The sequence below is a fragment of the Promicromonospora sp. CA-289599 genome (assembly GCF_050936155.1).
Lineage (GTDB): Bacteria > Actinomycetota > Actinomycetes > Actinomycetales > Cellulomonadaceae > Promicromonospora.
This window is the reverse complement of the sequence record NZ_JBNJNI010000001.1, coordinates 2074055-2100746: the sequence shown is the minus strand read 5'-3', so window position 1 is coordinate 2100746 and position 26692 is coordinate 2074055. Positions and strand designations below refer to the sequence as shown.

General features: G+C 71.1%; 23 protein-coding genes and 1 tRNA gene. 15 read left to right on the top strand and 9 right to left on the bottom strand.

Annotated features, from left to right (window positions below; translation table 11 throughout):
- Nucleotides 1–2: 2 nt before the first annotated feature.
- Complete coding sequence (locus ACQEVI_RS09180; RefSeq protein ID WP_432897223.1) at nucleotides 3–1337, bottom strand: D-arabinono-1,4-lactone oxidase; 1335 nt, start codon at nucleotides 1335–1337, stop codon at nucleotides 3–5.
- 77 nt (nucleotides 1338–1414) lie between these two features.
- On the opposite strand from ACQEVI_RS09180, the gene ACQEVI_RS09175 reads away from it, so the two are divergent.
- The 5 genes from ACQEVI_RS09175 to rlmB all read left to right on the top strand — a co-directional run bounded on the left by ACQEVI_RS09175 (nucleotide 1415) and on the right by rlmB (nucleotide 6940).
- The gene (locus tag ACQEVI_RS09175; RefSeq protein WP_432897220.1) at nucleotides 1415–2614 is read left to right on the top strand and encodes an amino acid deaminase/aldolase; all 1200 of its coding nucleotides are present in this window, start codon (nucleotides 1415–1417) and stop codon (nucleotides 2612–2614) included.
- Between the two features lie 44 nt (nucleotides 2615–2658).
- Nucleotides 2659–3942 (top strand): low temperature requirement protein A, encoded by a 1284-nt coding sequence (locus tag ACQEVI_RS09170; protein WP_432897217.1) that lies wholly within the window; start codon nucleotides 2659–2661, stop codon nucleotides 3940–3942.
- A 9-nt stretch (nucleotides 3943–3951) separates the two neighbouring features.
- Nucleotides 3952–4434 carry an SRPBCC family protein gene (locus ACQEVI_RS09165; RefSeq protein WP_432897214.1) on the top strand — a complete coding sequence of 161 codons (483 nt, stop codon included), beginning with the start codon at nucleotides 3952–3954 and terminating at the stop codon, nucleotides 4432–4434.
- Complete coding sequence (cysS, locus tag ACQEVI_RS09160) at nucleotides 4431–5861, top strand: cysteine--tRNA ligase (protein ID WP_432897211.1); 1431 nt, start codon at nucleotides 4431–4433, stop codon at nucleotides 5859–5861. The genes ACQEVI_RS09165 and cysS overlap by 4 nt, the downstream gene beginning before the upstream one ends.
- A 95-nt stretch (nucleotides 5862–5956) precedes the next feature.
- A complete protein-coding gene (rlmB, locus tag ACQEVI_RS09155; RefSeq protein WP_432897209.1) occupies nucleotides 5957–6940 on the top strand; it encodes a 23S rRNA (guanosine(2251)-2'-O)-methyltransferase RlmB in 984 nt (327 codons plus the stop codon).
- A 27-nt stretch (nucleotides 6941–6967) separates the two neighbouring features.
- Here the strand turns inward: rlmB and ACQEVI_RS09150 are convergent, their stop codons facing one another.
- The 3 genes from ACQEVI_RS09150 to otsB all read right to left on the bottom strand — a co-directional run bounded on the left by ACQEVI_RS09150 (nucleotide 6968) and on the right by otsB (nucleotide 11967).
- Complete coding sequence (locus ACQEVI_RS09150) at nucleotides 6968–8209, bottom strand: DUF4032 domain-containing protein (protein ID WP_432897206.1); 1242 nt, start codon at nucleotides 8207–8209, stop codon at nucleotides 6968–6970.
- A gap of 148 nt (nucleotides 8210–8357) precedes the next feature.
- On the bottom strand, nucleotides 8358–9473 hold the full coding sequence (locus tag ACQEVI_RS09145) for an ABC transporter ATP-binding protein (RefSeq protein WP_432897203.1): 1116 nt from the start codon (nucleotides 9471–9473) through the stop codon (nucleotides 8358–8360).
- Between the two features lie 163 nt (nucleotides 9474–9636).
- Complete coding sequence (gene otsB / locus ACQEVI_RS09140) at nucleotides 9637–11967, bottom strand: trehalose-phosphatase (protein WP_432897200.1); 2331 nt, start codon at nucleotides 11965–11967, stop codon at nucleotides 9637–9639.
- Between the two features lie 155 nt (nucleotides 11968–12122).
- On the opposite strand from otsB, the gene ACQEVI_RS09135 reads away from it, so the two are divergent.
- The 4 genes from ACQEVI_RS09135 to ACQEVI_RS09120 all read left to right on the top strand — a co-directional run bounded on the left by ACQEVI_RS09135 (nucleotide 12123) and on the right by ACQEVI_RS09120 (nucleotide 15647).
- On the top strand, nucleotides 12123–13889 hold the full coding sequence (locus tag ACQEVI_RS09135) for a serine/threonine-protein kinase (RefSeq protein WP_432897197.1): 1767 nt from the start codon (nucleotides 12123–12125) through the stop codon (nucleotides 13887–13889).
- A 121-nt stretch (nucleotides 13890–14010) separates the two neighbouring features.
- Nucleotides 14011–14880, top strand: a complete 870-nt coding sequence (locus tag ACQEVI_RS09130; RefSeq protein WP_432897194.1) for a DsbA family protein — start codon at nucleotides 14011–14013, stop codon at nucleotides 14878–14880.
- A gap of 121 nt (nucleotides 14881–15001) precedes the next feature.
- A tRNA-Thr gene (locus tag ACQEVI_RS09125) sits at nucleotides 15002–15077 on the top strand.
- A 339-nt stretch (nucleotides 15078–15416) separates the two neighbouring features.
- A complete protein-coding gene (locus tag ACQEVI_RS09120; RefSeq protein WP_432897191.1) occupies nucleotides 15417–15647 on the top strand; it encodes a hypothetical protein in 231 nt (76 codons plus the stop codon).
- Nucleotides 15648–16208: 561 nt separating this feature from the next.
- On the opposite strand, the gene ACQEVI_RS09115 is transcribed toward ACQEVI_RS09120, so the two are convergent.
- The 3 genes from ACQEVI_RS09115 to ACQEVI_RS09105 all read right to left on the bottom strand — a co-directional run bounded on the left by ACQEVI_RS09115 (nucleotide 16209) and on the right by ACQEVI_RS09105 (nucleotide 19203).
- Nucleotides 16209–16754, bottom strand: coding sequence for a TetR/AcrR family transcriptional regulator (locus ACQEVI_RS09115; protein ID WP_432897188.1), 546 nt, complete (start codon nucleotides 16752–16754; stop codon nucleotides 16209–16211).
- Between the two features lie 25 nt (nucleotides 16755–16779).
- Nucleotides 16780–18312: an MFS transporter gene (locus tag ACQEVI_RS09110; RefSeq protein ID WP_432897184.1), complete on the bottom strand. Its 1533-nt coding sequence runs from the start codon at nucleotides 18310–18312 to the stop codon at nucleotides 16780–16782.
- A 132-nt stretch (nucleotides 18313–18444) separates the two neighbouring features.
- Nucleotides 18445–19203, bottom strand: coding sequence for an SGNH/GDSL hydrolase family protein (locus tag ACQEVI_RS09105; protein ID WP_432905878.1), 759 nt, complete (start codon nucleotides 19201–19203; stop codon nucleotides 18445–18447).
- 250 nt (nucleotides 19204–19453) lie between these two features.
- On the opposite strand from ACQEVI_RS09105, the gene ACQEVI_RS09100 reads away from it, so the two are divergent.
- From ACQEVI_RS09100 to groL, 6 genes are all read left to right on the top strand, one after another.
- Entirely contained in the window at nucleotides 19454–20116 is a 663-nt protein-coding gene (locus tag ACQEVI_RS09100; RefSeq protein ID WP_432905875.1) for a uracil-DNA glycosylase, read from the top strand.
- Between the two features lie 118 nt (nucleotides 20117–20234).
- On the top strand, nucleotides 20235–20543 hold the full coding sequence (locus ACQEVI_RS09095; RefSeq protein ID WP_432905872.1) for a DUF3263 domain-containing protein: 309 nt from the start codon (nucleotides 20235–20237) through the stop codon (nucleotides 20541–20543).
- 42 nt (nucleotides 20544–20585) lie between these two features.
- Nucleotides 20586–21230, top strand: coding sequence for a hypothetical protein (locus tag ACQEVI_RS09090; RefSeq protein ID WP_432897182.1), 645 nt, complete (start codon nucleotides 20586–20588; stop codon nucleotides 21228–21230).
- 324 nt (nucleotides 21231–21554) lie between these two features.
- Nucleotides 21555–21758, top strand: a complete 204-nt coding sequence (locus ACQEVI_RS09085) for a cold-shock protein (RefSeq protein ID WP_108493306.1) — start codon at nucleotides 21555–21557, stop codon at nucleotides 21756–21758.
- 264 nt (nucleotides 21759–22022) lie between these two features.
- Nucleotides 22023–23540 (top strand): phytoene desaturase family protein, encoded by a 1518-nt coding sequence (locus tag ACQEVI_RS09080; RefSeq protein WP_432897178.1) that lies wholly within the window; start codon nucleotides 22023–22025, stop codon nucleotides 23538–23540.
- Between the two features lie 196 nt (nucleotides 23541–23736).
- The gene (gene groL / locus ACQEVI_RS09075; protein WP_432897175.1) at nucleotides 23737–25368 is read left to right on the top strand and encodes a chaperonin GroEL; all 1632 of its coding nucleotides are present in this window, start codon (nucleotides 23737–23739) and stop codon (nucleotides 25366–25368) included.
- A gap of 112 nt (nucleotides 25369–25480) precedes the next feature.
- On the opposite strand, the gene ACQEVI_RS09070 is transcribed toward groL, so the two are convergent.
- Entirely contained in the window at nucleotides 25481–25765 is a 285-nt protein-coding gene (locus tag ACQEVI_RS09070; protein WP_432897172.1) for a WXG100 family type VII secretion target, read from the bottom strand.
- Nucleotides 25766–25927: 162 nt separating this feature from the next.
- On the bottom strand, nucleotides 25928–26632 hold the full coding sequence (locus tag ACQEVI_RS09065) for an HD domain-containing protein (protein WP_432897169.1): 705 nt from the start codon (nucleotides 26630–26632) through the stop codon (nucleotides 25928–25930).
- Nucleotides 26633–26692 lie beyond the last annotated feature (60 nt).

Here is a 26692-nt window from a genome sequence, read left to right as displayed (position 1 = left end):
TCCTAGCCGAAGACCCGCTGGGTGTACGGGTTCGCGAACACGCCCTCGGGGTCCGCGGCATCGCGGACCCGGCGGAAGTCCGGGAGCCGCCGGTACTGACCCTCGAGGTACTCGGCGTCGCGGGTGTGCAGCTTGCCCCAGTGGGGCCGCCCGCCAACGGCGGTGAGGATCTGCTCGGCGGCGTCGAAGTACCGCGCGTACGGCAGGCGCCAGTACTGGTGGACGGCCACGTACGCGGTCTCGCGGCCGTACGCGGTGGAGAGCCACACGTCGTCGGCGGGTGCGAAACGCACCTCGATCGGGAACGGGACGTTCTCCCCGGTGGACCGCTGCCAGGCGTCGATCTCGCCCAGTACCCCGACGACGGCGTCGCGCGGGACGGCGTACTCCATCTCGCGGAACCGTACCCGGCGGTTGGTGCAGAAGACCTCGTGCGACGGCGCCGTGTACCGGCGGGCGCTCAGCGCGCGGGCCGCGACGGCGTTCAGGGTGGGCGTCGACGCGGGCAACGCCGTCGCGACCCGGTTCACCGCCTCGAAGAGCCCGTTGGACAGCACCTCCTCGTCGAGGAAGGAGCGGGCCGCCCCCGCGGCCTTGCGTGCGCGGTGGGCGACGCCCGAGCCGGCGCTCGTCCCCGCGTCGACGCGGGTGTTGCGCAGGGTGAGCGCCCGGCGCGTGGTGGGGAACCAGTAGAACTCGAAGTGGTCGTGGTCGGCGACCAGGTCGTGCACGCTCTCCAGGACGCGGTCCAGGTGCCAGGGCTCCTCGACGGCGTGCAGGTCGAAGGCGGGGACCGCCTCGATCGTCACGGTGCTCAGCACCCCCGTGGCGCCGAGGCCGAGCCGCGAGGCCTCGAACAGGTCGTGCTGCTCGGTGGGCGAGGTGTGCGTGACCTCGCCGTCGGGTCCCACCACCGTCAGGGCGCGGACGCGCGTGGCGAGGCCGCCGAACCTGGCGCCGGTGCCGTGCGTACCCGTGGAGATCGCGCCGGCGATCGACTGCCTGTCGATGTCGCCGAGGTTCTGCATCGCGAGGCCACGCTCGGCCAAGACCTGGTTGAGCTGGTGCAGGCGCATGCCCGCGCCCACCGTCACGAGGGCGTGCCCGGTGTCCGGGTCACGCTCCACGCGGTGCAGGGCGTTGAGACGATCCAGGCTGAGCTGCACGCCCTCGGTGGCCGCGGCCGGGGTGAAGGAGTGCCCACCGCCGACCACACGGACGGTGTGGCCGTCCTTGACCGCACGACGTACCGCGTCGGACAGCTCGTCCGCCGAGGCCGGCTGTTCTTGCCGCACGGGCGTCACGCTGACGTTGCGCGCCCAGTTCGTCCAGATCACGGATGCACTATCCCACGGCCCCGTGCCCGTTAACTAGACCTCTGTTCCGGGCTGGTGCCGGGGAGTAGCGTTCGGACATGAGCTCCGCAGCAGACACCGTCGCACGGCTGACCGCCGCCACGTCCGGCCTGCCCGCCCCCCTCGCCGTCGTCGACCTGGACGCGTTCGACGCCAACGCGCTCGACCTCCTCAAGCGTGCCGACGGGGTGCCGGTCCGCGTCGCGTCGAAGTCCGTGCGCGTGCGCTCGCTGGTAGCGCGTGCCGCCGGGCACAGTTTCGCGGGCGTCATGGCGTACTCGGTACGTGAGGCGTTGTGGCTGGTCAGCGAGGGTGTGCGCGATGTGCTGGTCGGCTACCCGACGGTGGACGAGGAAGCTCTGGCCGCCCTCGCGGCAGATGCCACGGCCCGCGCGGAGATCACCCTGATGGTCGACGACGTCGTCCACCTCGGCCTGATCGCGGACGCCGACCAGGCCGCCGGCGCGAGCGCCCACCCCGTCCAGGTGTGCCTGGACGTCGACTGCTCGCTCCGGGTCGGCGTCGGTGCGCTGACCGCCCATCTCGGCGTGCGGCGGTCTCCGCTGCGCGAGCCCGGCGACGTCGCCGCCCTCGCGACGGTGGCCCAGGCGAGAGGGCTGTCCGTGCGCGGCCTCATGTTCTACGAGGCCCAGGTGGCCGGACTGCCCGACACGAGCCCCGCCGTCCGGCTGGTCAAGCGGCTGTCGATGCGCGAGGTGAACGATCGCCGGGTGCGGATCCTCGCGGCGGTGCGCGACGCCGTCGGGCAGGAGGTCGAGCTCGTCAACGCGGGCGGGACCGGGTCGATAGAGGTGAGCGGTGGCGCGCCCGGCGTCACCGAGGTCACCGCGGGCTCCGGCCTGTACATGCCGGGCCTGTTCGACGGCTACCGCTCGTTCCGGCCTCGTCCGGCGGCGTTCTTCGGGCTCGACGTCGTACGTGAGCCCGCGCCCGGCTGGGTGACCGCGTTCGGGGGCGGGTACGTGGCGTCCGGCAAGGCGGGAGCGGCGCGGGTGCCCCGCCTGTTCACGCCCGGCTACGCCCTGAACGGTCCGGAGGGCGTCGGCGAGGTGCAGACGCCGCTGCGGGTGACCCGTGGGGCGTCCGGCGCAGGGCTGCGCATCGGCGACCGCGTCTGGCTCCGGCACGCCAAGGCGGGCGAGATGATGGAGCGGTTCGACCAGGTGCACCTCGTCCGGGGCGACAAGATCGTGGAGACGGTGCCGACCTACCGGGGCGAGCAGAAGAACTTCGGGTAGGGCGTGCGGCAGCCTGCCGGGGAGAAATCGGGTAGAACAGGGCCATGCCCGTGACACATCACCGCAACCGCCCGATGACAGGCCGCGACCCGCACGAGCCGACGCGCAGCGCGACTCCGCTGGAGCTGCTGTTCGACCTCGCGTTCGTCGTCGGGTTCGGCGTGGCGGGGGAGCAGGGCGCCCACCTGTTGGCCGAGGGGCACGCGGCCGCCGGCGTGATCGGCTTCGCGTTCTCGATGTTCGCGATCTGCTGGGCGTGGATCAACTTCTCCTGGTTCGCGTCGGCGTTCGACACCGACGACTGGTTCTACCGCGTCACCACCATGGTCCAGATGATCGGCGTGGTGGTGCTCGCGCTCGGCCTGCCCGAGATGTTCGAGTCCCTGGTGGAGGGCGACCGGGTCCACAACGAGGTGATGGTCGCCGGGTACATCGTGATGCGCCTGGCCATGCTCGTGCAGTGGCTCCGGGCAGCCAGGCAGGCGCCCGAGTACCGCGCGACCTGCATGGCGTACGTGCGGACGCTCGTCATCACCCAGGTCGGCTGGGTCGTCCTCGCGGTCGCACCGGTGAGCGTGCCGGTCTTCTTCGTCGCGGGTGCGCTGCTGGGCACCGCCGAGATGGCCGGCCCCTGGCTGGCCGAGCGGCTCCGCACCGAGGGCCCTGGCCGGCGGAGCACGCCCTGGCACGCCCACCACATGGCCGAGCGTTATGGGCTGCTGGCCATCATCACGCTCGGTGAGGGCGTGATCGGTACCGTCGCGACGCTGTCCGCCGTCGTCCATGACTCGGGCTGGACGCTCGATGCCGCCCTCGTGGCGTTCGCGGGCACCGCCCTCACGTTCGGCCTCTGGTGGACGTACTACCTCACGCCCGACGCCGAGATGCTGCACAGGCACCGCGAGCGGTCGTTCGTGTGGGGCTACGGGAACATAGTGGTCTTCGCGGCCCTCGCCGGGGTGGGCGCCGGCCTGCACGTGGCGGCGTACTACCTGGAAGGGCACTCCCACGTCGGCGCCGTCGGGACGGTGCTGGCCGTGGCCGTGCCGGTCCTCGTGTTCGTCCTTGCCGACTACACGCTGTTCGGGTTCCTGACCCGGTCGTTCGACCGGCTGCACCTGTTCATCATCATCGGCACGGTGGCGGTGCTCGCCGCTGCCGTCGCCGCGGCGGCGGCCGGGGCGCCCATGTCCTGGGCGCTCCTCCTGGTGATGCTCGCACCGGTGGTGTCGGTGGTCGGCTACGAGACACGCGGGCACCGGCACGTCGCCCGTCTGCTCGAGAGCCAGCCCGGGCCGGGAGACGAGCTACTGACGCCGGGGCAGTAGCCTGCGGGTATGCGAGCTGCAGTGACGGTGCACATGAAGGCGGACCCGACCACGGTCTGGAACCTGCTCAGCGATGTCACCCGGGTGGGTGAGCTGAGCCCCGAGACGTTCGAGGCCGAGTGGACCGACGGTGCGACCGGTCCCGCCGTGGGCGCGTTCTTCCGCGGCCACGTACGGCGCAACGGGGTGGGGCCGGTGTACTGGTCGCAGTGCAAGGTGACGCACTGCGAACCGGGCCGCGACTTCGGCTTCACCGTGTACATGGGCGGCAAGCGCCTGAACAACTGGCGCTACCAGCTCGTGCCCGCGGACGGCGGCACCGACGTCACCGAGTCGTTCGCCCTGGAGCAGCGCGGCGTGGCCCGCGTGTACTGGGCGCTGGCCGGCTGGCACCGCCGTCGGGTCAACGTGCGCGGGATGCGCCAGACCCTGGAACGGGCCAGGGCGGTTGTCGAGGCGGGGAGCGGAAGCGCCGGTACCCTTGACAGGTGACCATTCGCCTGTTTGACACCGCCACGCGCGAGGTGCGCGACTTCAACCCCATCACCCCGGGCGAGGTCGGCATCTACCTGTGTGGCGCCACGGTGCAGGCACCCCCGCACGTCGGCCACCTGCGCCCGGCCGTCGCGTTCGACGTGCTCCGGCGCTGGCTCACGCGGCGGGGCCTGACGGTCACCCTGATCCGGAACGTCACCGACATCGACGACAAGGTGCTGGCCAAGTCGGCCGCCGCCGGCCGCGAGTGGTGGGCGCACGCCGCGCTGTACGAGCGGGTGTTCACGCAGGCCTACGACGCGCTCGGCGTCCTGCCGCCCACCTACGAGCCGCGTGCCACCGGCAGCGTGCCGGAGATGGTCGCGCTCATGGAACGCCTCGTCGAGAAGGGCCACGCCTACGGCACCGGCGAGGGCAACGTCTGGTTCGACGTCCACTCCTGGCCCGCCTACGGGGAGCTCACCCGCCAGAAGGTCGAGGACCTCAGCCCCGAGGAGGGCGGCGAGCCCACGACGGGCACGGTGAGCGACGCCAAGAAGAACCCGCACGACTTCGCGCTGTGGAAGGCTCCCAAGCCGGACGAGCCCGAGTCGGCGTCGTGGGACACCCCGTACGGGCGCGGTCGCCCCGGCTGGCACCTGGAGTGCTCGGCGATGGCCCGCCGCTATCTGGGCGACACGTTCGACATCCACGGCGGCGGCCTCGACCTGCGGTTCCCCCACCACGAGAACGAGCAGGCGCAGTCCCGGGCGGCGGGCTACGGCTTCGCGAACCGCTGGATGCACGTCGCGTGGGTCACGCAGTCCGGCGTGAAGATGTCCAAGTCCCTGGGCAACGGCCTCCTCGTCAGCGAGCTGCTGAACGAGGCACCCGCGCCCGTCGTGCGCTATGCGCTGGCCGCCGTGCAGTACCGCTCGATGCTCGAGTGGGCGCCCGACACCCTCGACGAGGCCCGCACCACGTGGGAGCGTCTGTCGGGCTTCGTGGCGCGCGCCTCGGAGCGGGTGGGCGACGTCCCGGCGGAGGAGGTCGCCAAGGCCGAGGTCCCCGAGGCGTTCGCCACCGCGATGGACGACGACCTGAACGTGCCACAGGCGCTCGCCGTCGTGCACGAGCACCTGCGGGCCGGGAACACGGCTCTCGCGTCCGGCGCCGATGCGGCGGTGCGTACCGAGCTGGTGACATTGCGTGCGATGCTCGATGTACTGGGGCTCGACCCGGCGGACCCGCAGTGGGCGGCGACGTCCACCGACGACCGGTACGCCACGGCGCTCGACGAGCTCGTCACGGCGGAGCTCAAGGCCCGCGCCGAGGCGCGCGCGGCCAAGGACTGGGCCACTTCCGACGCGATCCGGGACCGCCTCGCGGCCGCCGGCATCGAGGTCCAGGACTCCGCCGACGGCGCCCGCTGGACGCTGTCCTGATCTTTTCCCTGGTGGTCGAGCTTGTCGCGACCGCCTCGACCGAACCCGCGGTGGTCGCGACAAGCTCGACCACCGGCTGAGAGACGAGACACACCATGGCAGGAAACTCGAAGCGCGCCGGTGCGGTACGCAAGGCAGGCTCCAAGAAGGGCGCCCAGGTAGGCACCGGCGGACACAGCCGCAAGGCACTGCAGGGCAAGGGGCCGACGCCGAAGGCGGAGGACCGTACCTACCACCCGGCGCACGAGCGCAAGCTGGCGGCGGAGAGGCGCGCGGCAGCGGCCGGCCGGCGCCCGGGCGGCCGCGGGTCGGGTCGCAAGGCCGCGGGGGCGACCGAGGTCGTCACCGGGCGCAACGCGGTGCTGGAGGCGCTGCGCGCCGAGATGCCCGTCGAGGGCATCTACCTGGCCACCCACCTGGACGCCGACGACCGTACCCAGGAGATCCTGGAGATCGCGCACGCGCGCAGCCTCCCGATGTTCGAGGCCTCGCGGCTCGACCTCGACAAGATCACCGAGGGCGCGGTGCACCAGGGCGTGGCCATGAAGGTTCCGCCGTACGACTACAAGGACGCCGAGGACCTGCTCGACGCCGCGGCGGAGGCCGGTGAGCCGCCGCTGATCGTGGCGCTGGACAACATCACGGACCCGCGCAACCTCGGTGCGGTGCTCCGGTCCGCCGGCGCGTTCGGCGCGCACGGCGTGCTGGTGCCGGAGCGGCGCGCGGCAGGCGTGACGGCGTCGGCCTGGAAGGTCTCGGCGGGCGCAGCGGCCCGTGTCCCTGTCGCACGTGCGACGAACCTCGCCCGCGAGCTCGCCGAGCTGAAGAAGTCCGGCTGCTTCGTGGTCGGGCTCGACGCCGGGGGCGAGATGCAGGTGGGCGAGCTCGCCTACGCCACCGACCCGCTGGTGCTGGTCATCGGCTCGGAGGGCAAGGGCCTGTCCCGCCTGGTGCGCGAGGCGTGCGACGCGATCGTGTCCATCCCGATCGCCACCACCACCGAGTCGCTGAACGCGGCGGTCGCGGCGGGGATCACCCTGTACGAGGTCGCGAAGCAGCGTTCGACGCCCGCCGGCTAGTTTCCGGCTCGGTCAACTCCGGCTCGGTCACTCCGGCTCGGCCTCGCCCGGCGGGAGGCCGAGCAGGGCGTCCTCGTCCGGGCGGTGCCGGAGCACGTTCTCCACGTACGACTCCGCGGCCTCAGGCAGTGGGATGTCCCGCTGCGCCTGCTGCGAGATGAACCAGCGGTGGTCGAGGATCTCGTGGAAGAGCTGCGCCGGCTCCAGCTTGCGGCGCAGCTCGCGCGGGATGGCGTCGATGGTCGGGCGGAAGACCTGGCGGACCCAGGCGTGCGCCACGATCTGCTCCTGGTCGTTCTGCCGGTCCGTCGCCGCGCGGTAGCTGTCGAGGTCGTTGAGCATGCGCCGGGCCTGGTTCTCCTGCACGTCCAGCCCGGTGAGGCGGAGCAGACGGCGGGAGTGGTGCCCTGCGTCGACCACCTTGGGCTGGATGCGGACCTTGGTGCCGTCGATGTCGGTCGTGATCTCAAGCTCGCCGACGTCGAAGCCGAGGTCGTTGAGGCGCTCGATGCGCGCGGCGACGCGCCAGCGGTCGCCGGAGTCGAACGCCTCGGAGCCGGTGAGGGCGTCCCACAGCTCGTTGTAGCGCTCCACGAGGGCGTCGCCGATGGCTACCTCGTCGACGTCCTCGTCGAGCAGCTCGCCCGCCGAGAGGTCCATGAGCTCGCCGATGATGTTGGTGCGCGCCAGGTCGACGTCGTAGTTGCGCTGGCCGTTGGTCAGCGTGCGGTGGATGTCGCCCGTCTCGGCGTCGACGAGGTAGGCCGCGAACGTCTCGGCGTCACGCCGGAACAGGGTGTTCGACAGCGAGACGTCGCCCCAGTAGAAGCCCACGAGGTGGAGCCGCACCAGGAGCACCGCGAGGGCGTCGATGAGGCGCGTGGCGGTGTCGGGGCGCAGGTCCTGGCTGAACAGCGCGCGGTACGGCAGGGAGAACTGCAGGTGCTCGGTGACGAGCACCGCCTCGAGCCGCTCGCCGTCGGGCGCCCTGCGGCCGGTGATGACACCGACCGGGACCACCGACGGCACCTCTATGCGGTGCAGCTGGCGTAGCAGCTCGTACTCGCGGTAGGCGACGGTCTCGCCGATCTCCTTGATCGCGAGCACCCGGCCCTCGTGGTTGACGAAGCGGACGATGTGCCGCGAGATGCCCTGGGGCAGGGCGGCGAGGACGTCCTCCGGCCAGTCGACCAGGGGCACGTCCCACGGGAGATCCAGCAGAGCGGGGTCGGGTGCGACCGCGGTGATCTGGAGGTTCTGCTGGGGCATGGACACCATTCTGAGCCGTGGATCTCCGCGGGGCGGAGTGATGAAAGGCCTGCGGGGTGTGTTGCTGTGCGTGGACGATGTCCACGCACAGCAACACACCCCGAGGAGGTAACCGTTCCCTCAGCGAGCCGAGGGATCAGTCGGACGATCAGCCGAGACGCTCACCCGTGTTCGCGGAGAAGATGTGCGAGTGGCCGGCCTCGATCGCGACGGCGATGACGTCGCCCTTGTCCGGGACGCTGCGCGGGTCGATGCGCACGATGAGCTGGTTGGACTCACCGGCGGTGAGGTTCAGCTCCGTGTCGCCCTTGAGGGTGCCGTAGACGAACGCGTCCGAGCCGAGCTCCTCGACGAGGTTGACCTCGACGTCGAAGGAGCCGGGGGTGCCGACCGGGACGACGTCGAGCGCCTCGGGGCGGAAGCCCAGGGTCACCTTGCCGCCGTCGGCGTCGGTCATGGCGCTCGCGATGGAACGCTCGAGCGGGACGTCGGCGGAGCCGACCTTGACGACGCCGTCCTTGACGTCGAACGTGCCGATGTTCATGGCGGGCGAGCCGATGAAGCCGGCGACGAACACGTTGTTCGGGCGGTCGTACATCTCGCGCGGCGTACCGACCTGCTGGAGGACACCGTGGTTCAGGACGGCGATGCGGTCACCCATGGTGAGCGCCTCGGTCTGGTCGTGGGTCACGTAGACCGTGGTGACGCCCAGGCGACGCTGCAGCGACGCGATCTGCGTACGGGTCTGGACACGGAGCTTGGCGTCGAGGTTCGACAGCGGCTCGTCCATGAGGAACACCTGCGGCTGACGCACGATGGCGCGGCCCATGGCGACACGCTGACGCTGACCACCCGAGAGGGCCTTCGGCTTGCGGTCCAGGTACTCGGTGAGGTCGAGGATCTTCGCGGCTTCCTCGACACGCTGGCGGATCTCCGCCTTGGGGGTGCCCGCGATCTTCAGGGCGAAGCCCATGTTGTCCGCCACCGACATGTGGGGGTACAGCGCGTAGTTCTGGAAGACCATCGCGATGTCGCGGTCCTTGGGCTGCACGTCGGTGACGTCGCGGTCACCGATGAAGATGTGCCCGCCGTTGACGTCCTCGAGGCCTGCGAGCATGCGCAGCGAGGTGGACTTACCGCAGCCGGACGGGCCGACGAGGACGAGGAACTCGCCGTCCTCGATCTCCAGGTTCAGCTGGTCCACAGCCGGGCGCTCAGTGCCCGGGTAGACGCGAGTCGCGTGATCGAAAGTGACCGTAGCCATGACTAGTACATCCCTCCACCGGCAGGTACGTGCCGGACGATCCGTTGTGGTCGGGTGTCGTTGCTTCCACTCACGTGTCGGCTGTGACACTTGCAGCGCGATCGTACCCCGGTTCGTCAAGGCCGCGGTATCGACCGGGTCACGATCGGGTCAGATCTCCGGGTCACCCCTCGGTGCGCAGCGTGCGCGAGAGGTCGGCGAGGACGGCGGCCAGGGCATCGGGGTCCGGGACGCGGTGCGAGGCGAGCGTGTCGCCGGTACCGACCTTGATCGACAGGTCGCCGGACTCGAGCGCACCGAAGGCGTGCTCGTCGGTGGTGTCGTCGCCCGCGTACAGGACGCGCACCTTCTCGACACCCAGCTCGGCCGCCACGGTGCCCCGCAGCCGGCGCAGGGCCTCGCCCTTGCTCGTCGGCACGACCGACACCTCCACCACGTCCTTGCCGTGGATCGGGGGCAGGCCCAGGTTGGCGGCCACCTCGTCGGCGGCCACGGTGATGGCTGCGGCGTCGTCCACGCTCGCCAGGCGCGTGTGCACGACGGCGGCGGCCGGCTTGACCTGCACCCACGCCCCCTCCCGGCCCGAGACCGCCGACTCGAACCCGGCGACCAGCGCGTCGAGCTGCCCGGACTGGACGGTGGTCAGGTGGAACGGCACCTGCTCGACGCCGGTGGCGGTGGCCCGGCCGGCCTCCGCGCCGTGGCTGCCGACCAGGAACGTGCCGTCGGGGGCGACCGTGCGCTCCGCGAGGTCGGACAGGTCCCGGCCGGAGATGAACGCCAGGCGCACCGGGGCGTCCTGGGCGAGCGCGTGCAGCTGCTCGATGGCGGCGCGTGCGGCGTGCGTCATGGTGGACGCCTTGGGGTCGTCGACCAGCGGCGCGAGGGTCCCGTCGAAGTCGCACGCGAGCAGCCAGCCGGTGGTCGGCTTCCTGCGCCGTCCGTTCCCGTTGCCCATGCGGGCGAGCCTGCCGCGCGTGGGGACGCCGTCGGGCACGGCGGTGAACGCCGTCAGCGCGTCGCGGAGGTTGTGGTGGCGCGGCTCCGCGGAGCGCGGGTCCACCGTGAGCGGCCGGGGCGGCACAGCGGTGAGCACGCCGAGGAAGGTCTCCGACCACTTCGCGACGTCGTCGGACAGGACCTTGCGGCGCAGGCGGCGCATGCGCCGTCGCTGCTCCTTCGGGTCCATGGTCGCGGCGGCCACGATGATGTCCTTCATACCGTCGATGTCGTGCGGGTTGACCAGCAGCGGGCCGGGCGAGAGCTCGTCGGCCGCGCCGGTGAACTCGCTCAGCACGAGGGCTCCGCGCTCGTCGGAGCGGGCGGCGATGTACTCCTTGGCGACCAGGTTCATGCCGTCGCGCAGCGAGGTCACCAGGAGCACGTCGGCGGCCAGGTAGAGCGCCGCCATCTCTTCCGGCGGGTAGGAGTGGTGCAGGTAGTGGATGGCGGAGTGCCCCAGCTCGCCGTACTCGCCGTTGATCCGGCCCACGAGGATCTCGACGTGCTCGCGGAGCTCCTGGTAGGCACCCACGTTCTCGCGGCTCGGGCTCGCCACCTGCACGAGGGTCGCGTGCTCGACGTCGAGGCGGCCGTCGTCGAGCAGCTCGCCGTACGCCTTGATGCGGTGCCGGATGCCCTTGGTGTAGTCGAGGCGGTCGACGCCGAGCATGAGCGTCTCGGGGTTGCCGAGGTCGGCCTTGATCTCCTTGGCGCGCGCCTGGACCTCGGGCGTGCGGGCCAGGGTGTCGAACCGGTGGGAGTCGATCGAGATGGGGAACGACGACGCTCGCACGTGCCGGCCGGGGCGTCCGTCGGCGTCCGGGATCGTGATGACCGGGCCGCGCGTGGTGTAACCGGTGAGGCGGCGTGCGGACCGCACGAAGTTCGCGGCGTCCCCGGTGCGCTGGAACCCGACCAGGTCGGCTCCCAGCAGGCCGTCGATGATCTGCCTGCGCCAGGGGAGCTGCGCGAACAGCTCGACCGGCGGGAACGGGATGTGGTCGAAGAACCCGATGCGGAGGTCGGGGCGCAGGTCGCGCAGCATGCGGGGGACGAGCTGGAGCTGGTAGTCGTGCACCCAGACGACGCCGCCCTCGGCCGCCTGCTCGGCTGCGGCGTCGGCGAAGCGCTGGTTGACCCGGCGGTACGCGTCCCACCACTGGCGGTGGTAGTCGGGGCGCTCGATGACGTCGTGGTACAGCGGCCAGAGGGTGCCGTTGGAGAAGCCCTCGTAGTAGCGCTCGATCTCGACGGCGGTCAGCGTCACCGGGACCAGCAGCATGCCGTCCGCCTCGAACGGCTCGTGGGCGAGGTCAGGAGCGCCCGACCAGCCGACCCAGGCGCCGTCCGCGTCCTGCATCACGGGTTCCAGCGCGGTGACGAGGCCACCAGGAGACCTCTGCCAGGTCAGATCGCCATCTGGGCCGACCGAGAAGTCAACTGGAAGTCGGTTCGCGACGACGACCAGATCGTACCCGTCTTTACCCGGCAATGTACTGCTCCTTAGTTGTAGAAGAGTCTCGCTGTCCAGTGCCAAGAGTAGCGGCGCCTCTTGCCTGCTCAGGGTAACGAGCGGCCTGTTCACTCGCCGCTCGCGTCCGCGGGAATGCCGGGCGTCTGTTGCCCGTGACGACTACGGTGTGCCTCATGAAGGAGGTGGAGGCCTCGATCTCGATCCCGAACGGTGCCGGCCCTGCGGCCGGCTCCAAGCTCGGTGGTTACACGGTCGTGCGCGAGATCGGGTCGGGCGCCATGGGCGCCGTCTATCGCGCCGAGGACGACGGCGGCCACCCCGTCGCGCTCAAGGTGCTGCACCGCCACCTCGACGACCCCGCCGCTCGCGAACGCCTGCGCCGGGAGGCCGCCGCGCTCCAGGGCCTGCGGCACCCCGCCGTCGCGCGCGTGCTGGACGCCGAGCTCGAGGGGCCAGAGGCCTTCATCGTCACCGAGCTCGTCGAGGGGCCCACGCTCGAGGAGGAGATCGACGAGCGCGGTCCGCTGGACCCCCGCGACCTCTTCGAGCTCGCCGACCAGCTCGCCGACGCGCTCGAGGCCGTGCACGGCACCGGCGTCGTGCACCGGGACCTCACGCCGTCGAACGTGCTCATCGCGCGCAGCGGGCCGGTCCTCATCGACTTCGGGCTCGCCCAGGGACCCGGCGACGTCCGGGCCACCCGGACCGGGTTCGTCATGGGCACCCCCGGCTACCTCGCCCCGGAGCTGCTCGACGGGTCGGAGCCCGGCCCCGACACCGACTGGTGGTCCTGGGCCGCCGTGCTCGCGTTCTCCGGCACCGGCCGCGCACCGTTCGGCGTGCGGCCCACCGAGCTCGTGCTGCGGCGCTCGCGGCAGGGCCAGGCAGACCTCGACGGTCTGCCCCCGCGCACGACCCGGGCACTGGGTGCGGCGCTCCGGGCCGTGCCCGTCGAGCGCTGGGGGCCCGACGAGGTGGCCAGGGCGCTCAAGGCCGAGTCGGAGGCGTTCGTCGCCGCGACGACGGGCTCCGACGGTTCGGCCGAACCGACGGTGGTGCTCGGCTCCGACGACCCTCGCACCGCCTCGACGCCCGCCGACCTCGGCTCGACGCGGGTCATGCCGCAGGGCCTCCTGTCGCACCCGGTGTCCGAGGCGGCCGGGGGCGTGGGGGTCGGCGCCGCGGCGGGTGCGGCCGCCGTCGCGGGCGCTGCCAGAGGACGGTCGGTCACGGGACGGGCGGCCGGCGCCCCGCGCCCTGCTCCGCCGTCCGTCGAGCCCGCCCTCGCCCCGAAGCAGACGAATCCCACGCACGTCACCGGCTACCGAGGACTGTTCGCCGTCGTGGGGCTCGCGCTGGTTGCGCTCGCCACCACCCGGCCCGGGATCGCCGTCGTCCTGCTCGTCGCGCTGATGATCAGCTCCCGCCTCGCCGGGATCGCCGTCGACGAGTTCCGCAACCGCCGTGCGCGCCGCGGCCCGAGCCGCGCCGACGCCCTGGTGGCGACCCTCCTGTCGCCCTGGCACCTCGTACGCGCGGTGCTCGGCGTGCTGCCCGCCGCCGCGGTCGCCCTCTGTGCCGGCGTCAGCGTCGTGCTGCTCGGGCTCATCGTGTTCGCGCCCGGCAACGTGATCATCGCCCCCATCCCTACCGTCGAGGCGCGTTCGGTGGGCGGCATGAACGAGCCCGTCGTCGACAGCCTCGTGCTCGGCGTCGCGATGCTGGTGACCGTGGTCGTCGCGTGGTTCGGACCGGCGTCGTACGGGACGCGCGTCGGGGCCGGGCCGATGCTGCGCCGGATCGCACCCAGCCAGGGACCCAAGCTCATCCTCGTCCTGGTTGTGCTGGCGCTCGCGGTGCTCGCCGCGCAGCCGTTGTTCGACGGCTCGGTGGACGTGCTGTGGTGGCCCTTGGCGGACCGGCCCGACGTCGTCTGGTGATCCACAGGTTGGGTGTCGGGATCGTAACGAAACGTCCAGCCGTCTCCCAGCGAGGACTTGTAGTCTTGCGCTGGGCGCCTGCGGCGCCTCGCCCCATTGGCCCGCATCTCGAAGGACCCCGATGTCGACGAATCAGACCAAGGCACAGCGTCGAGACGCCGCCCGTGCCGAGGCCCTTGCACTCCAGAAGAAGCAGCAGGCACGCGAGAAGCGCAGCCGCCTGATCGTGCTGAGCGCGCTCGGACTCGGACTCGCCGTCCTGGTCGTGGCCGTGGTGCTGATCTTCCTCGAGGGCCAGAAGACGCCCATGGAGAAGGTCGACAGCTTCCCGGCCGGCGTGGTCGAGCAGACCGGTATCCCGGTCGGGGCCGACGGCGTTGCGGGCACCGAGAACGAGGGCGCCAAGACGCTCGACGTGTACGTGGACTACATGTGCCCGATCTGCGGTCAGTTCGAGTCGCTGAACAACGCGAGCATCACCGAGATGCGCGAGGCCGGTGACCTCACGCTGGTCGTGCACCCGGTCTCGATCCTGAACCGCGTGTCGCAGGGCACCGAGTACTCGACGCGTGCGGCATCGGCCGCCGGGTGGGTCGCAGACCAGGCGCCGGAGCAGTTCAACGCGTTCCACGAGGCGCTGTTCGCGAGCCAGCCGGAGGAGAACAGCCCCGGCCTGTCCGACGAGCAGCTCGCCCAGGTCGCGGAGCAGGTCGACGTCCCTGCCGATGTCGCTGCCGGGATCGCCAGCGGTGAGGCGCACGACACCTACGCGGAGTGGGTCACCGCTTCGTCGGAGGTCGCGGGCAGCACCGAGTCCCTCCTGAACGCCGAGGGCGGCTTCGGCACGCCGACCGTGGTGATCGACGGCGAGCGGTTCGAGAACTGGCAGGTCCCCGGTGGGCTGACCCAGGCCATCACCGGTGAGGCACCTGCCTCGGAGGAGCCTTCTGCGGAGCCGTCCGCGGAGCCTTCTGCGGAGCCGTCCGAGTAATCCACAGGCTGTGGGTGGCGGGGTCCCGGGCTGCGGCCCGGGGCCCCGCCGCCTGTTTGCGGCCGGTCTGTGTCCTCGACTCGGATTCTGGTGGCCGGACCCGTTAGGCTGGTCCCCGCCCGCCGCCTTAGCTCAGCTGGTAGAGCTCCCGCCTTGTAAGCGGAAGGTCGTCGGTTCGAACCCGACAGGCGGCTCCAGACGTTCCAGCAGGTCAGTGCCATTCCGGTGCTGGCCTGCTGTCGTTCCCGGATCAGCGAACCGGGCTTGGCCTGACAACCTGCCTGACAAACCGCCTGGTCACGCATCCCGGCTGCCTCGCGCTTCTGCGCCGCTGAACAGCGGTTCCATGTCGCCCAGGGCCCCACGCTCCGGGCGCTTCGCGCCCTGCGCGTACCCCACCGCACCCCGACGGCCTACCGGCCCGACACATGACAAGAGACGGTCCCGACGCAAATGGTCAGGACCGTCTCTCGTTGCTGGAGACCCAGGGGCGACCCCGGTTCCCCTGACATGGGCACCGCCGCTACGGTCAGCGCATGACGGACAGGACGTTCACGCTCATCTGGGCCGTACTGGCGGTCGTAATGGGCACGTCCTTGATCGTGTTCACCAAGTCGACGGTCCGGTCCGCGCTCAAGTGGCAGCGCCAGAACCCAGACGCGCCGCATCCGCAGTGGGTGTACCCATTCACACGCGGCATCGGTTGGCTCTTCGTCCTGCTCGGCATCGTGATGGGAGGGGCCCAGATCGCTGGAGCGCTTGCCTGACGCCTGATGCCTCCGGCGGGCACCAACCGCACACCAGAGGGACAAGGACCCCACGAAGCCCACCTAGCAGGAACTGAGCCACAAGCCCGCAGGGGACCGAAGCGCGTCTGCCTGACAATCTGCCTGACAATAGCCAGCGACCAGGAGCGACAGGCGTCGAGGTCCGACGACGTTTCTCGCTGATTCCAGCTTCGAGCAGAGCCCGTAGGGCGAGCCGTGGACGCCTTCTAAGCTGAAGGTCGTCCGTTCGAACCCGACAGGCGGCTCCAGACGTTCCAGCAGGCCAGTGCCGTTCCGGTGCTGGCCTGCTGTCGTCCCTGGATCTTCGACACGCCCATCGCTGCAAGTGCAGACTTTGTCGCCGTTTGAAGGGCTGTATCCGCGACGAACTCTGCACTGGCGGGTGCGGGCCGCTATCAGGTCTGCAGTCGGGAGCGGAATCCGACATCTGGTTGGTGCTCTGCCGCGCCGCGCGCGAGGGGTCGGTGCGCTGACCAGCGCGGGCGGGCTCTACTGGACCGATCGCATGACCTCTACTGAACCAATCGCACGAGCCTTGGCTCAGCGCTCCGGAGTGGCGACCGCCCGCACCAGGTGCTCCGCCACCGCACGGCGCTGTGCCTCCGGCAGATCGCGGTAGGCGAGTGCCTCGAACATCCACAGCCCGTCCGCGGCGAGCCTGGTGACAAGCCGGGCCATAGAGGCGGCGTCGGTCCCGACGTCGCTTGGAACGGGCGCCCAGCGCTCCAGGACGCCGTTCCACGGCGCTGCCCACTCGGGGTGCGTGGCGGACTCCAGCATGAGCTGCAGCTCGGCGCGGGTCGCGGACCGGGCGTTCACGCGGATGTAGGCGGACAGGCGCTCGTCGGCGGTGAGCTCGTCGAGGGGCCGGCCCGCTTCGACCAGCAGAGAATCCTCCCAGCGGTCGGCGAGGTGCTGGTGGATGGCGACGAGCAGGTCCTCGCGGGACGGGAAGTGGTACATGATCCCGCCGCGGGTCAGCTCGGCCTCGGCCGCCACGGAGTCGAAGGTGACGGCGGTGACGCCCTCACGCTGGATGACGCGGACGGCGGCTTCGAGGATGCGGTCGCGGTTGCTCGGTCGCACGGGGGTCTCCGGGGTGCTCGGGGCGTCAGTGGCCGGAGCCGTAGGCGGAGGACGCCGATCCGGGCCCGTAGGCGCGGAGCAGCGCGGTCGTGATGATCGCGCCGACCGTGAGGACTCCCGCGCAGACCACCATGACCGTCGAGTAGCTGTTGCCGAACGCGCGGAACGCGGCGTCAAGGACCTCGGGGCCGCTGCCGGGCGCGGCCAGGGCGTCGGTCAAGGACCGGCGGGCCTCGGTCGGAGCGCCGACGGGCAGGCGAACGGTCAGGGTGTAGATGGTGGTCAGCAGCGAGCCGAGCAGCGCCACCGCGGCGAGGCTGCCGAACTCGTAGGAGACCTCCTCCACGGAGGAGGCCATGCCTGCCCGCCGGGCGGGCACGTTGCCGATGATCGCCGTCGAGGCCACGGACATCGCCGCGCCCAGCCCGACGCCGGTGACGAGCAGGCCACCGAGCAGCCACCCCATGCCGTGCGGGACGGCGACCAGGGTCCAGCCCACACCGACCGCGCCGACACCGAGGCCGCCGCCGATCAGGAACCGCAGGCCGACGACGTGCAGGAAGGCACCACCGAGGATCGACGACGGCAGGGAGCCGATCGCGACGGCGGCCACCAGCAGTCCCGACTCCAGGGGCGAGAAGCCCGCCACGAGCTGGAACCGCTGGGTGGTGGCCAGCTGCAGGCCGCCCATCGCGAACATGGCGAACGCAGCGGCCAGCACGCCGGAGGCGAAGGCGGCGTTGCGGAAGATCGACAGGTCCAGCAGCGGGAACGGCAGGCGCCGCTGCCGGCGGACGAAGAGCCACCATCCGACGACCGTCGCCAGCGCCGCGCTGAGCAGCACCGTGTCCGAGCGGTCGATCTTGACCACCTCCTTGATCAGCACCACGAGGCCGATCAGCGTGACCAGGGCCTGCAGGGAGGAGATGAAGTCCCACTTCGTGCCGGGGTGGGGTTCGTTCTGCGGGGCGACGGCGACCCCGAGGACCAGGGCGACAAGGACGACCGGCACGTTGATCAGGAAGATCGAGCCCCAGGCGAAGTGCTCGAGCAGCGCGCCGCCGACGATCGGTCCGAGCGCGCCGCCCACCACCGAGAGGCTGCCCCACACGCTGATCGCGATGTTGCGCTCGCGCTCGTTGACGAAGGCCACCCGGATCAGGGCGAGCGTGGCCGGCATCATCGCCGCCGCGCCGACGGCCAGCAGGCCGCGTGCGGCGATCAGGACCTCCGGGGTGGGTGCCGTGGCCGCCAGGAAGGATGCGAACCCGAACACGACGAGACCGGCCAGGAACATGAGCCGGTGGCCGAACCGGTCGCCGAGGGTTCCCGTGCCCAGCAGCAGGCCGGTCATCACCAGCGGGTACGCGTTGATGATCCAGAGGCTCTCGGTCCAGCTGGCGTCGAGCTCCCGGGTGAGGGTCGGCAGCGCCGTGTACAGGATCGAGTTGTCCAGGGTGATCAGGAGCAGGCCTGCGCCTACCGTCACCAGGAGCGTCCAGCGCCGTCGGGGGCCGAGCAGCGACACGGGAGCATCGACCGGAGGGCTCATCGTCATGACAGTAACTATACCATCTAGAAGGTTAAGTTACTCGGTGAACCGGGGCTGTCCGGAACGGCGGAGGCTCCCCGGCGCGAACACCGGAGAGCCCCAGAGATTCACCCGCCGATCCTACGGCCGGACGCGCGATCACGCCCGCGGCCACTGCTGCGGCGTCGGCCATTTCGCGGTGCGGCCGTCGCCGCTGGAGGTGCCCGTCAGGCGGCGCCTGACCCACGGACCCACGTGCTGACGCATCCACGCCGCGTTGGCGCTCGCCGTCTCGCGGAAGGCTGCCGGCGGGGCGGCGTCGAGCGGGGTGTCGTAGGCGGCGTCGTCCGGCTCGAGACCGAGCGCGACCAGCGCCGCGTTCGCCACCCGCTGGTGTCCCTCCGGGGTGAGGTGGATGCGGTCGTCGGACCAGAGGCGCAGGTCGCCCAGCGCCCGCATGCCCCACAGGTCAAGGACGTGCGCGCCGGTCCGGCGGGCGATGGACCAGACGTTCGAGTTGAAGATCGCCGTGCGGCCGTTGGTCCAGCTGAGAGCGGCGCCCGCCTTGAACCCGGTTCCCATCAGGACGTCGGCCCCGGTCTCCCGGAGGGCGACGACGGCGTCCTCCAGCGCTGCCGAGAGCGCCTCGATGTCCGCGGAGGCGCGGAGGATGTCGTTGCCGCCCGCGACGAGCGAGACGAGGTCCGGCTTGGCGTCGAGGGTGACGTCGAGCTGTTCGGCGATGACCGGGCGCAGCTTGCGGCCACGGATCGCGAGGTTCGCGTACTCGAGCGGTGCCTCGCCCGCGGCGATCCGGCGTGTCGAGAGGACGGCGGCGAGGTCGTCGGCCCAGCCGCGCTGGATGTCCGGGGCGTCGGGGTACGGGTCCCACAGGCCCTCCGAGAAGGAGTCGCCCATGGCGACGTACCGTGCCCAGCGGACGGGGGCGGCGGTGGGGAGGTCGGGGGACTGGCCTTCCGGTTCTGGGATCGTCGTGGCGCTCACGGTGCCCATTCTCCCGCTTGGCGCGGGGAGCTTGCTGGGTCGGGGGTGTGACGGGCAGCACAAACTGGCAGTGTCAGAGGGTGCCGGTAACCTCCTGGACGTGGAGACCATCGTGAACCCGACGCCCCCTGTCGACACCGCCGCTGCCTCGGGCCCGCCCCCGTTGTCGCAGGTGGTCGCACCGGACTGGGCGGAGGCACTGGCAGACGTCGAACCGCGGATCCACGCGATGGGTGACTTCCTGCGTGCCGAGGTCGCCCAGGGGCGCACCTACGTACCCGCGGGAGAGAACGTCCTCGCGGCATTCAAGCGGCCGTTCGCGGACGTGCGTGTCCTCATCGTGGGCCAGGACCCGTATCCGACGCCGGGCCACGCCATGGGGCTGTCGTTCTCGGTGCAGCCGGAGGTGCGGCCCGTGCCGCGGTCGCTGGTGAACATCTACAAGGAGATGCAGGACGACCTCGGCAGCCCGCTCCCGTCGAACGGCGACCTGCGGCCGTGGGCCGACCAGGGGGTCATGCTGCTGAACAGGACCCTCACCTGCAGGCCCGGCGCCTCCGACTCCCATGCGGGCAAGGGCTGGGAGGAGATCACGGAGGCCGCGATCCGTGCGCTCGTGGCGCGGGGCGGCCCGCTCGTGGCGATCCTGTGGGGCGCGAAGGCGCGCAACCTGAAGCCGTGGCTCGGGGACGTGCCGATCGTCGAGAGCGCGCACCCCTCGCCGCTGTCGGCGCGCAACGGGTTCTTCGGCTCGAAGCCGTTCTCGCGGGCCAACGCGCTGCTCGAGCAGCAGGGGGCGCAGCCGGTCGACTGGCGCCTCCCGTAGGGGCGGCCACGGAGGTCCGGTATCGGCGTCGAGGGGCGGGTCGGCGTGTTGACACTGTGAAAGGGGAAGGGTGAAGAACAGTCACGTCCTTCGGGTACGCGGTGAGTCCGTGAGCGAGGTGCTGGCTCCCGGGGTCGACAGTCCCGATGTCGAGCGGGTCAACGGTGCCGGGAACAAGCTCTCGGACCGAGACCGGGAGATTCTCGCGTTCGAGCGTCGCTGGTGGAAGTACGCGGGCGCGAAAGAGGAAGCGGCACGGGAACTCTTCGATCTGACGGCCACGCGCTATTACCAGGTTTTGAACGCGCTGATCGACACTCCTGCCGCCCTCGAGCACGACCCGATGCTGGTCAAGCGCCTGCGCAGGGTCCGATCGACCCGCCAGCGGGGACGCTCTGCACGACGGTTGGCCGATGAGAACCACTGAGCGGGCACCGATCCGTCACAACGACCCGCTACTCTCTCTGCCGTGACGAAGAGTGGCTACCCCTACCCGCCCGACGAGTTCGACGTCGCTGTCCCCGGGGGCGCACCGGTGGGTGTGCACCGTGCGCCGCGCAGCGGTTGGAGCTCGGCCTGGCCGTTCCTGCTGGTCGCCGTAGTCTGCGCCGCCGTGGCGTGGGGCGGCATCACGCTGCTGTCGGGAGGTGGCGACGACCCTGCAGAGGCGCAGCCCAGCTCGTCGCCTTCGGCGTCGGCCTCGTCCTCGGCATCCGGCTCCGCCTCGGAGACGAGCCCCTCGCCGAGCGCGTCGCCGTCGGCGGAGACGCCTGAGCAGAGCGTGGCAGATCTGGTCGCGGCGGCCGACCCAGCTGCGAAGTACATGGTGTACAACCTGGGGACCGTCCAGGGCCTCGCGGGTGATTCCAGCGAGAGTCTCGTCTCCGGCGGCCTCGGTGGGTCGGAGTTCACCGCGACGCCCCCGGAGGCCGACCTCTCGGCCGTCACCGCGGCCGGGGCCAACGTCGTCTGGTACGGCCAGGGGCGGGACAAGGAGGCCAAGGCGGCCGCCGCGATCCTGGGCATTCCGGAGGCCAACGTCGTCGAGAACGCCGCCGTGACGAGCTCTCCCCAGGCCGTCTGGGTCTTCTTGTTCACGGCACCGACGGGCTGACGGCACCGACGGGCTGACGGCACCGACGGGCTGACGGCGCCGGTCAGGTGAGCGTGCCGATGGCAGCGTTGTCGTCGGCTTTCGGTCAACCACTGGTCGACTCCCGGACTGGGCCGGAGTGTGGCCGATTCTCCGTCCGGCTGGTACCACCAGATTGATATCCGCCTGCGCGGATCGTGCCTCAGGCCTCTGACCTGCCCGTTCGCCATCCGCTTAATACCTCATACGGGACATAGAGGGTTCCCTGGTGTGAGCCGGACCACTAGGCTCGAACCACCACGGGTCGACCGAGTGTCCCGTGCAGAGGTACAAGGAGAACTACGCATGGCCCAGGGCACCGTCAAGTGGTTCAACGCCGAGAAGGGGTATGGCTTTATTACCCCGACTGCCGGCGGCCAGGACCTTTTTGTTCACTACAGCGCGATCCAGTCCGATGGCTACCGGTCCCTCGACGAGGGGCAGGAAGTGGAATTCGAGGTGGGGCAGGGACAGAAGGGCCCGCAGGCAGAGCAGGTTCGTCCACTCTGATTCGATGGGACGACGGGCGGGAAGGGCCCGCCCGTCGCCCGCCGCACCCCCAGGACCGCCGGGACCCAGACCCCGGCGTCCGATCTGGACGGTCGACGACGACCGTCGTTGCTGCGTAGCCGGACGATGATGCCCGACGCCTCCGAGCAGCCGCCCGTACCGCGGCTGCTCGTTCTGGCACCTGGTCCCCCGCCAGGCGAGCCTCGACCGGTAGGACTGCCCCGCCATCGGCCGTCCGGCCCGATACCGTGATTCGATGGGGGAGTGACCCTGCTCGACGCGGTTGTAGTGGGTTCAGGACCCAACGGCCTGGCGGCCGCGGTGACGCTCGCCCGCGCCGGGCTAGGAGTCAGGGTCCTCGAGGCCCAGCCGACGATCGGCGGCGGCGCCCGCACCGTCGCGATCCCCGAGCTCGCGGACGGCATGCTGTTCGACCTCTGCTCCGCCGTGCACCCCATGGCCTGGGCGTCGCCGTTCTTCCGGTCGTTCGATCTCTCCGCACGTGGTGTCGAGCTCGTCGCGCCCGAGATCGCCTACGCCCATCCGCTCGACGGCGGCCGTGCGGGCATCGCCTTCCGCGACCTGGCTCGAACTGCCGACCGGCTCGGGCCCGACGGCGATGCCTGGAGCGACCTCCTGGGCCCGCTCACCGCCCACTGGCGGCAGGTCACGGCGCTCGCCCTGGGCGACAAGCGGACGGTGCACGGCACGGCGGAGGGCGTGCCCGGTTCCGGCGGGCACACGCTGCCGGTGCGTGCCCTCGCCTCGATGGTCCGGCCCGGCCTGCGCTTCGGCACCGCGCTCCTCGAGCAGGGCGGGCCCCGCTGGGACCGCAGGTTCCTCACGGACGAGGCCAAGGCCCTGCTCACCGGCGTCGCGGCGCACAACATCACGCCGCTCCCGTCGCTCGCGGGCGCGGGGACGGCACTGCTCCTCGCGGCGCTCGCGCACGCCGACGGCGGCTGGGCGATCCCGGTCGGCGGCTCCCAGGCGATAGTGAACGCGATGGTCCGTGACCTGGAGGCACACGGAGGAACCGTCGAGGCCGACCACCGGGTCGAGAGCTGGTCCGATCTGCCGCCCGCGCGCGCCGTCCTCTTCGACACCACGCCCAGTACCCTGCTGCGGATCGCCGGGGACCGGGTCCGGCCGGGGCGCCGTGCGGCCCTGCGGCGGTTCCGGTACGGGAACGCGGCGGCCAAGGTCGACTTCGTCCTCGACGGTCCGGTCCCCTGGCGTGTGCCCGACGTCGGGCGTGCCTCCACCGTGCACGTCGGCGGGACGCGGGCCGAGCTGGTGGCCGCGGAGGACAGCGTGGCGCTCGGGCTGCATGCCGACCATCCCGTGGTGCTGGTCAGTGACCCGAGCGTCGCCGATCCGAGCCGGCCGCGCGGTCCCCTGCGGCCGCTGTGGACGTACGCGCACGTGCCCGCGGGGTCGACGCAGGACGTCACGGAGGCGGTGACCAGGCAGATCGAGCGGTTCGCGCCCGGCTTCCGCGACGTCGTCGTCGGCTCGCGGTGCATACCCGCCGCGGAGATGGAGCACCACAACCAGAACTATCCCGGTGGTGACATCTCCGCGGGGGCGGCCACGATGTGGCAGATGGTCGCGCGCCCCACGCTCGCACCCGATCCCTACCAGGTCGCCGAGGGGCTGTACCTGTGCTCCGCCTCGACCCCGCCCGGGCCGGGTGTGCACGGGATGGGCGGCTGGCACGCCGCCCGCCGGGCGCTGCTGCGGGAGTTCGACGTCCGCTCGCTGCCGGACCTCCGCCCGTGACCCACCTGACCCGGACGCGCCTTGCACTCTCATGGTCCGAGTGCCAATAATGTCTTAGCACTCTCCGTTCGAGAGTGACAGCAAGGGTCGAATGGTGAGGCCTCCGGTCACGGCGAGACATGATCGTCGGGACGGCAGGCCGTCCGTCGCGGGCACCGGCCGGCCTGGACAAGCCACCAGCGGAGGATTCATCCCCATGGCCAAGATCATCGCTTTCGACGAGGTCGCTCGTCGAAGCATGGAGCGCGGGCTCAACCAGCTCGCCGACACGGTGAAGGTCACGCTCGGCCCGAAGGGCCGCAACGTCGTTCTCGACAAGAAGTGGGGCGCCCCCACGATCACGAACGACGGTGTCTCCATCGCCAAGGAGATCGAGCTCGAGGAGCCGTTCGAGCGGATCGGCGCCGAGCTCGTCAAGGAGGTCGCCAAGAAGACTGACGACGTCGCGGGTGACGGCACCACCACCGCCACCGTGCTCGCCCAGGCGCTCGTGAAGGAGGGCCTGCGCGTCGTTGCCGCCGGTGCCAACCCGATCGCCATCAAGCGTGGCATCGAGAAGGCCGTCGAGGCCGTCACCGAGCAGCTGCTGAACGCCGCCAAGGACATCGAGACCAAGGAAGAGATCGCCGCCACGGCCGCGATCTCGGCCGGTGACCCGGCGATCGGCGAGCTCATCGCCGAGGCCCTCGACAAGGTGGGCAAGGAAGGCGTCATCACCGTCGAGGAGTCGAACACCTTCGGCCTCGAGCTCGAGCTCACCGAGGGTATGCGCTTCGACAAGGGCTTCCTCGCCCGCTACTTCGAGACGGACCCCGAGCGCCAGGAGGCCGTGCTCGAGGACCCGTACGTCCTGATCGTCGAGTCGAAGATCTCGAACGTCAAGGACATGCTGCCGCTGCTCGACCAGGTCATGAAGTCGGGCAAGTCGCTCCTCATCATCGCCGAGGACGTCGAGGGCGAGGCCCTGGCGACCCTGGTGCTGAACAAGATCCGTGGCACCTTCAAGTCCGTCGCCGTCAAGGCTCCGGGCTTCGGCGACCGCCGCAAGGCCATGCTGCAGGACATCTCGATCCTCACCGGCGGCCAGGTCATCACCGAGACGGTGGGCCTCAAGCTGGAGAACGCGACGCTCGAGGAGCTCGGCCAGGCGCGCAAGGTCGTCGTCACCAAGGACGAGACCACGATCGTCGAGGGTGCCGGCGAGGCCGACCTCATCGCCGGTCGCGTGAACCAGATCCGCAGCGAGATCGACAAGTCCGACTCGGACTACGACCGCGAGAAGCTGCAGGAGCGCCTCGCCAAGCTGGCCGGCGGCGTCGCCGTCATCAAGGCCGGCGCGGCCACCGAGGTCGAGCTCAAGGAGCGCAAGCACCGCATCGAGGACGCCGTTCGCAACGCGAAGGCTGCCGTCGAGGAGGGCATCGTCGCCGGTGGTGGCGTGGCCCTCATCCAGGCCGGTGCCGTCGCGTTCGCCAAGCTGGAGCTCGAGGGCGACGAGGCGATCGGTGCCTCGATCGTGCGTGCCGCCATCGACGCGCCGCTCAAGCAGATCGCCATCAACGCCGGCCTCGAGGGTGGCGTCGTCGCGGAGAAGGTGCGCAACCTCCCCGCCGGCCAGGGCCTGAACGCCGCGACCGGTGTGTACGAGGACCTGCTCGCCGCGGGCGTGAACGACCCGGTCAAGGTCACCCGTTCTGCTCTGCAGAACGCGGCCTCGATCGCCGCGCTGTTCCTCACCACCGAGGCAGTCGTCGCCGACAAGCCGGAGCCCGCTGGGGCTCAGGGCGGTGGCGACCCGACCGGTGGCATGGGCGGCATGGACTTCTGAGTCCTGCCTGACCCCGCCCGGGCCCCGGCCCGGGCAACCCGGTCCGACGCCGGTCGGTCACCCTCCCCACGGAGGGCGACCGGCCGGCGTCGGCCGTTTGTGGCAGAAGGCGTCAGGAGAACATGCGGACGGCTGCCGCCTCCGCGTCCGCATAGGTGCGGGCAGCGGCCGCCAGAGCCGCCTGGATCGCGTCCAGGGCGCCCTCCACCTGCGCCTGCGCGCCACGCCACTGCGCGACGGTGCCGCCGAACGCGGCGGCCGCCGGACCCTGCCAGGTCGCCTGGAGAGCGTCGAGATTGCGCATCAGCGCCCCCACCTCCGTCCGCACCGTCGCCACCGAGCCCGCCACTGCCGCGCCCGCCTGCTCCACCTGATCGCTGTCGACCTCGAACCGCATGGTCATCCCTCCCGCGCGCCGGCCTGTCCGGCGTCGTCCGTCCGACGGTAGGTACGTGCGGCCCGACGGCGGGGCGGGTCCGGGGGCGGCTGTGCACAGGCGTGCTCCAGCCGGAGGTGTGGTCGTACTCGGACCGCTGCCCGGCCGTGGGGAGGGGCGCGCTCAGACGGCGTCGAGCTTCGACTGCTCCTTGCGCAGCCGGTGCAGCTCCATGTCGAGGTTCTGCCGCGCGGGCTCCTCCCACGCGGCGCCCATCGGGCTCAGGAACAGCGACTTGCGGGCGAGCAGCCGCTCGATGACCCGGATCCGTGCCCTGAGGTAGTCCTCGATCGGGATGTGCGCGTACTCCGCGCGCACCGCCGCCTTGTACTCCTTGTAGCGCTGGGGCTCGGCGGCGAGCATCGCGAGGTCGGCGTCGTTCAGCACCGCGGCGTCGAAGTCGGTGGGGCTCGGCGCGTGCCGGACTATGGCGTTGACCAGGGCGGCCACCCGGTCGGCGGCGCGTGCGGGCACCCCGAGCCCGGTCAGCTCGTCGTGGGCGAGGAGCGCGGAGGCGGTCGACTGCTCGCCACCCTGCGAGGCCTCCGCCACCTTCTTCTCGGAGCTGAACACCGCACCGTGGTACCAGGCGGCGAGGCGCACCAGGTCAGGTTCGTGCGTCTCCTCGGCCAGCTGGTCCACCCGGTGCAGGACGGCGGCGAGGTGGCGCAGGTTGTGAAAAGCCCGGTGCTCGTCGGCCCAGCGGCCCAGAAGGGCCTGACCGACCTCCTCGATCGCCTCGGTCCCCGCCGTGGCTCCCGCGCCCAGCGCACTGCGGACGAAGGACGTGAGCAACCACTGCGGCGCGTCAGACGTGAGCACGCCCATGTGAATTCTGCCTAACGGTCGATGTCGGTCACTGCACCGCCAGCCTATTACCGAATGGGT

What these genes read in the sequence shown, in the direction of transcription:
- ACQEVI_RS09165 (WP_432897214.1), top strand. Translation starts at nt 3,952, where the DNA reads ATGCGAGCTGCAGTGACGGTGCACATGAAGGCGGACCCGACCACGGTC.
- ACQEVI_RS09105 (WP_432905878.1), bottom strand. Translation starts at nt 19,203, where the DNA reads ATGGGCGACTCCTTCTCGGAGGGCCTGTGGGACCCGTACCCCGACGCC.
- ACQEVI_RS09130 (WP_432897194.1), top strand. Translation starts at nt 14,011, where the DNA reads ATGTCGACGAATCAGACCAAGGCACAGCGTCGAGACGCCGCCCGTGCC.
- ACQEVI_RS09110 (WP_432897184.1), bottom strand. Translation starts at nt 18,312, where the DNA reads ATGACGATGAGCCCTCCGGTCGATGCTCCCGTGTCGCTGCTCGGCCCC.
- ACQEVI_RS09135 (WP_432897197.1), top strand. Translation starts at nt 12,123, where the DNA reads ATGAAGGAGGTGGAGGCCTCGATCTCGATCCCGAACGGTGCCGGCCCT.
- ACQEVI_RS09170 (WP_432897217.1), top strand. Translation starts at nt 2,659, where the DNA reads ATGCCCGTGACACATCACCGCAACCGCCCGATGACAGGCCGCGACCCG.
- ACQEVI_RS09065 (WP_432897169.1), bottom strand. Translation starts at nt 26,632, where the DNA reads ATGGGCGTGCTCACGTCTGACGCGCCGCAGTGGTTGCTCACGTCCTTC.
- ACQEVI_RS09085 (WP_108493306.1), top strand. Translation starts at nt 21,555, where the DNA reads ATGGCCCAGGGCACCGTCAAGTGGTTCAACGCCGAGAAGGGGTATGGC.
- ACQEVI_RS09070 (WP_432897172.1), bottom strand. Translation starts at nt 25,765, where the DNA reads ATGCGGTTCGAGGTCGACAGCGATCAGGTGGAGCAGGCGGGCGCGGCA.
- ACQEVI_RS09150 (WP_432897206.1), bottom strand. Translation starts at nt 8,209, where the DNA reads ATGCCCCAGCAGAACCTCCAGATCACCGCGGTCGCACCCGACCCCGCT.
- groL (WP_432897175.1), top strand. Translation starts at nt 23,737, where the DNA reads ATGGCCAAGATCATCGCTTTCGACGAGGTCGCTCGTCGAAGCATGGAG.
- ACQEVI_RS09145 (WP_432897203.1), bottom strand. Translation starts at nt 9,473, where the DNA reads ATGGCTACGGTCACTTTCGATCACGCGACTCGCGTCTACCCGGGCACT.
- ACQEVI_RS09175 (WP_432897220.1), top strand. Translation starts at nt 1,415, where the DNA reads ATGAGCTCCGCAGCAGACACCGTCGCACGGCTGACCGCCGCCACGTCC.
- ACQEVI_RS09120 (WP_432897191.1), top strand. Translation starts at nt 15,417, where the DNA reads ATGACGGACAGGACGTTCACGCTCATCTGGGCCGTACTGGCGGTCGTA.
- rlmB (WP_432897209.1), top strand. Translation starts at nt 5,957, where the DNA reads ATGGCAGGAAACTCGAAGCGCGCCGGTGCGGTACGCAAGGCAGGCTCC.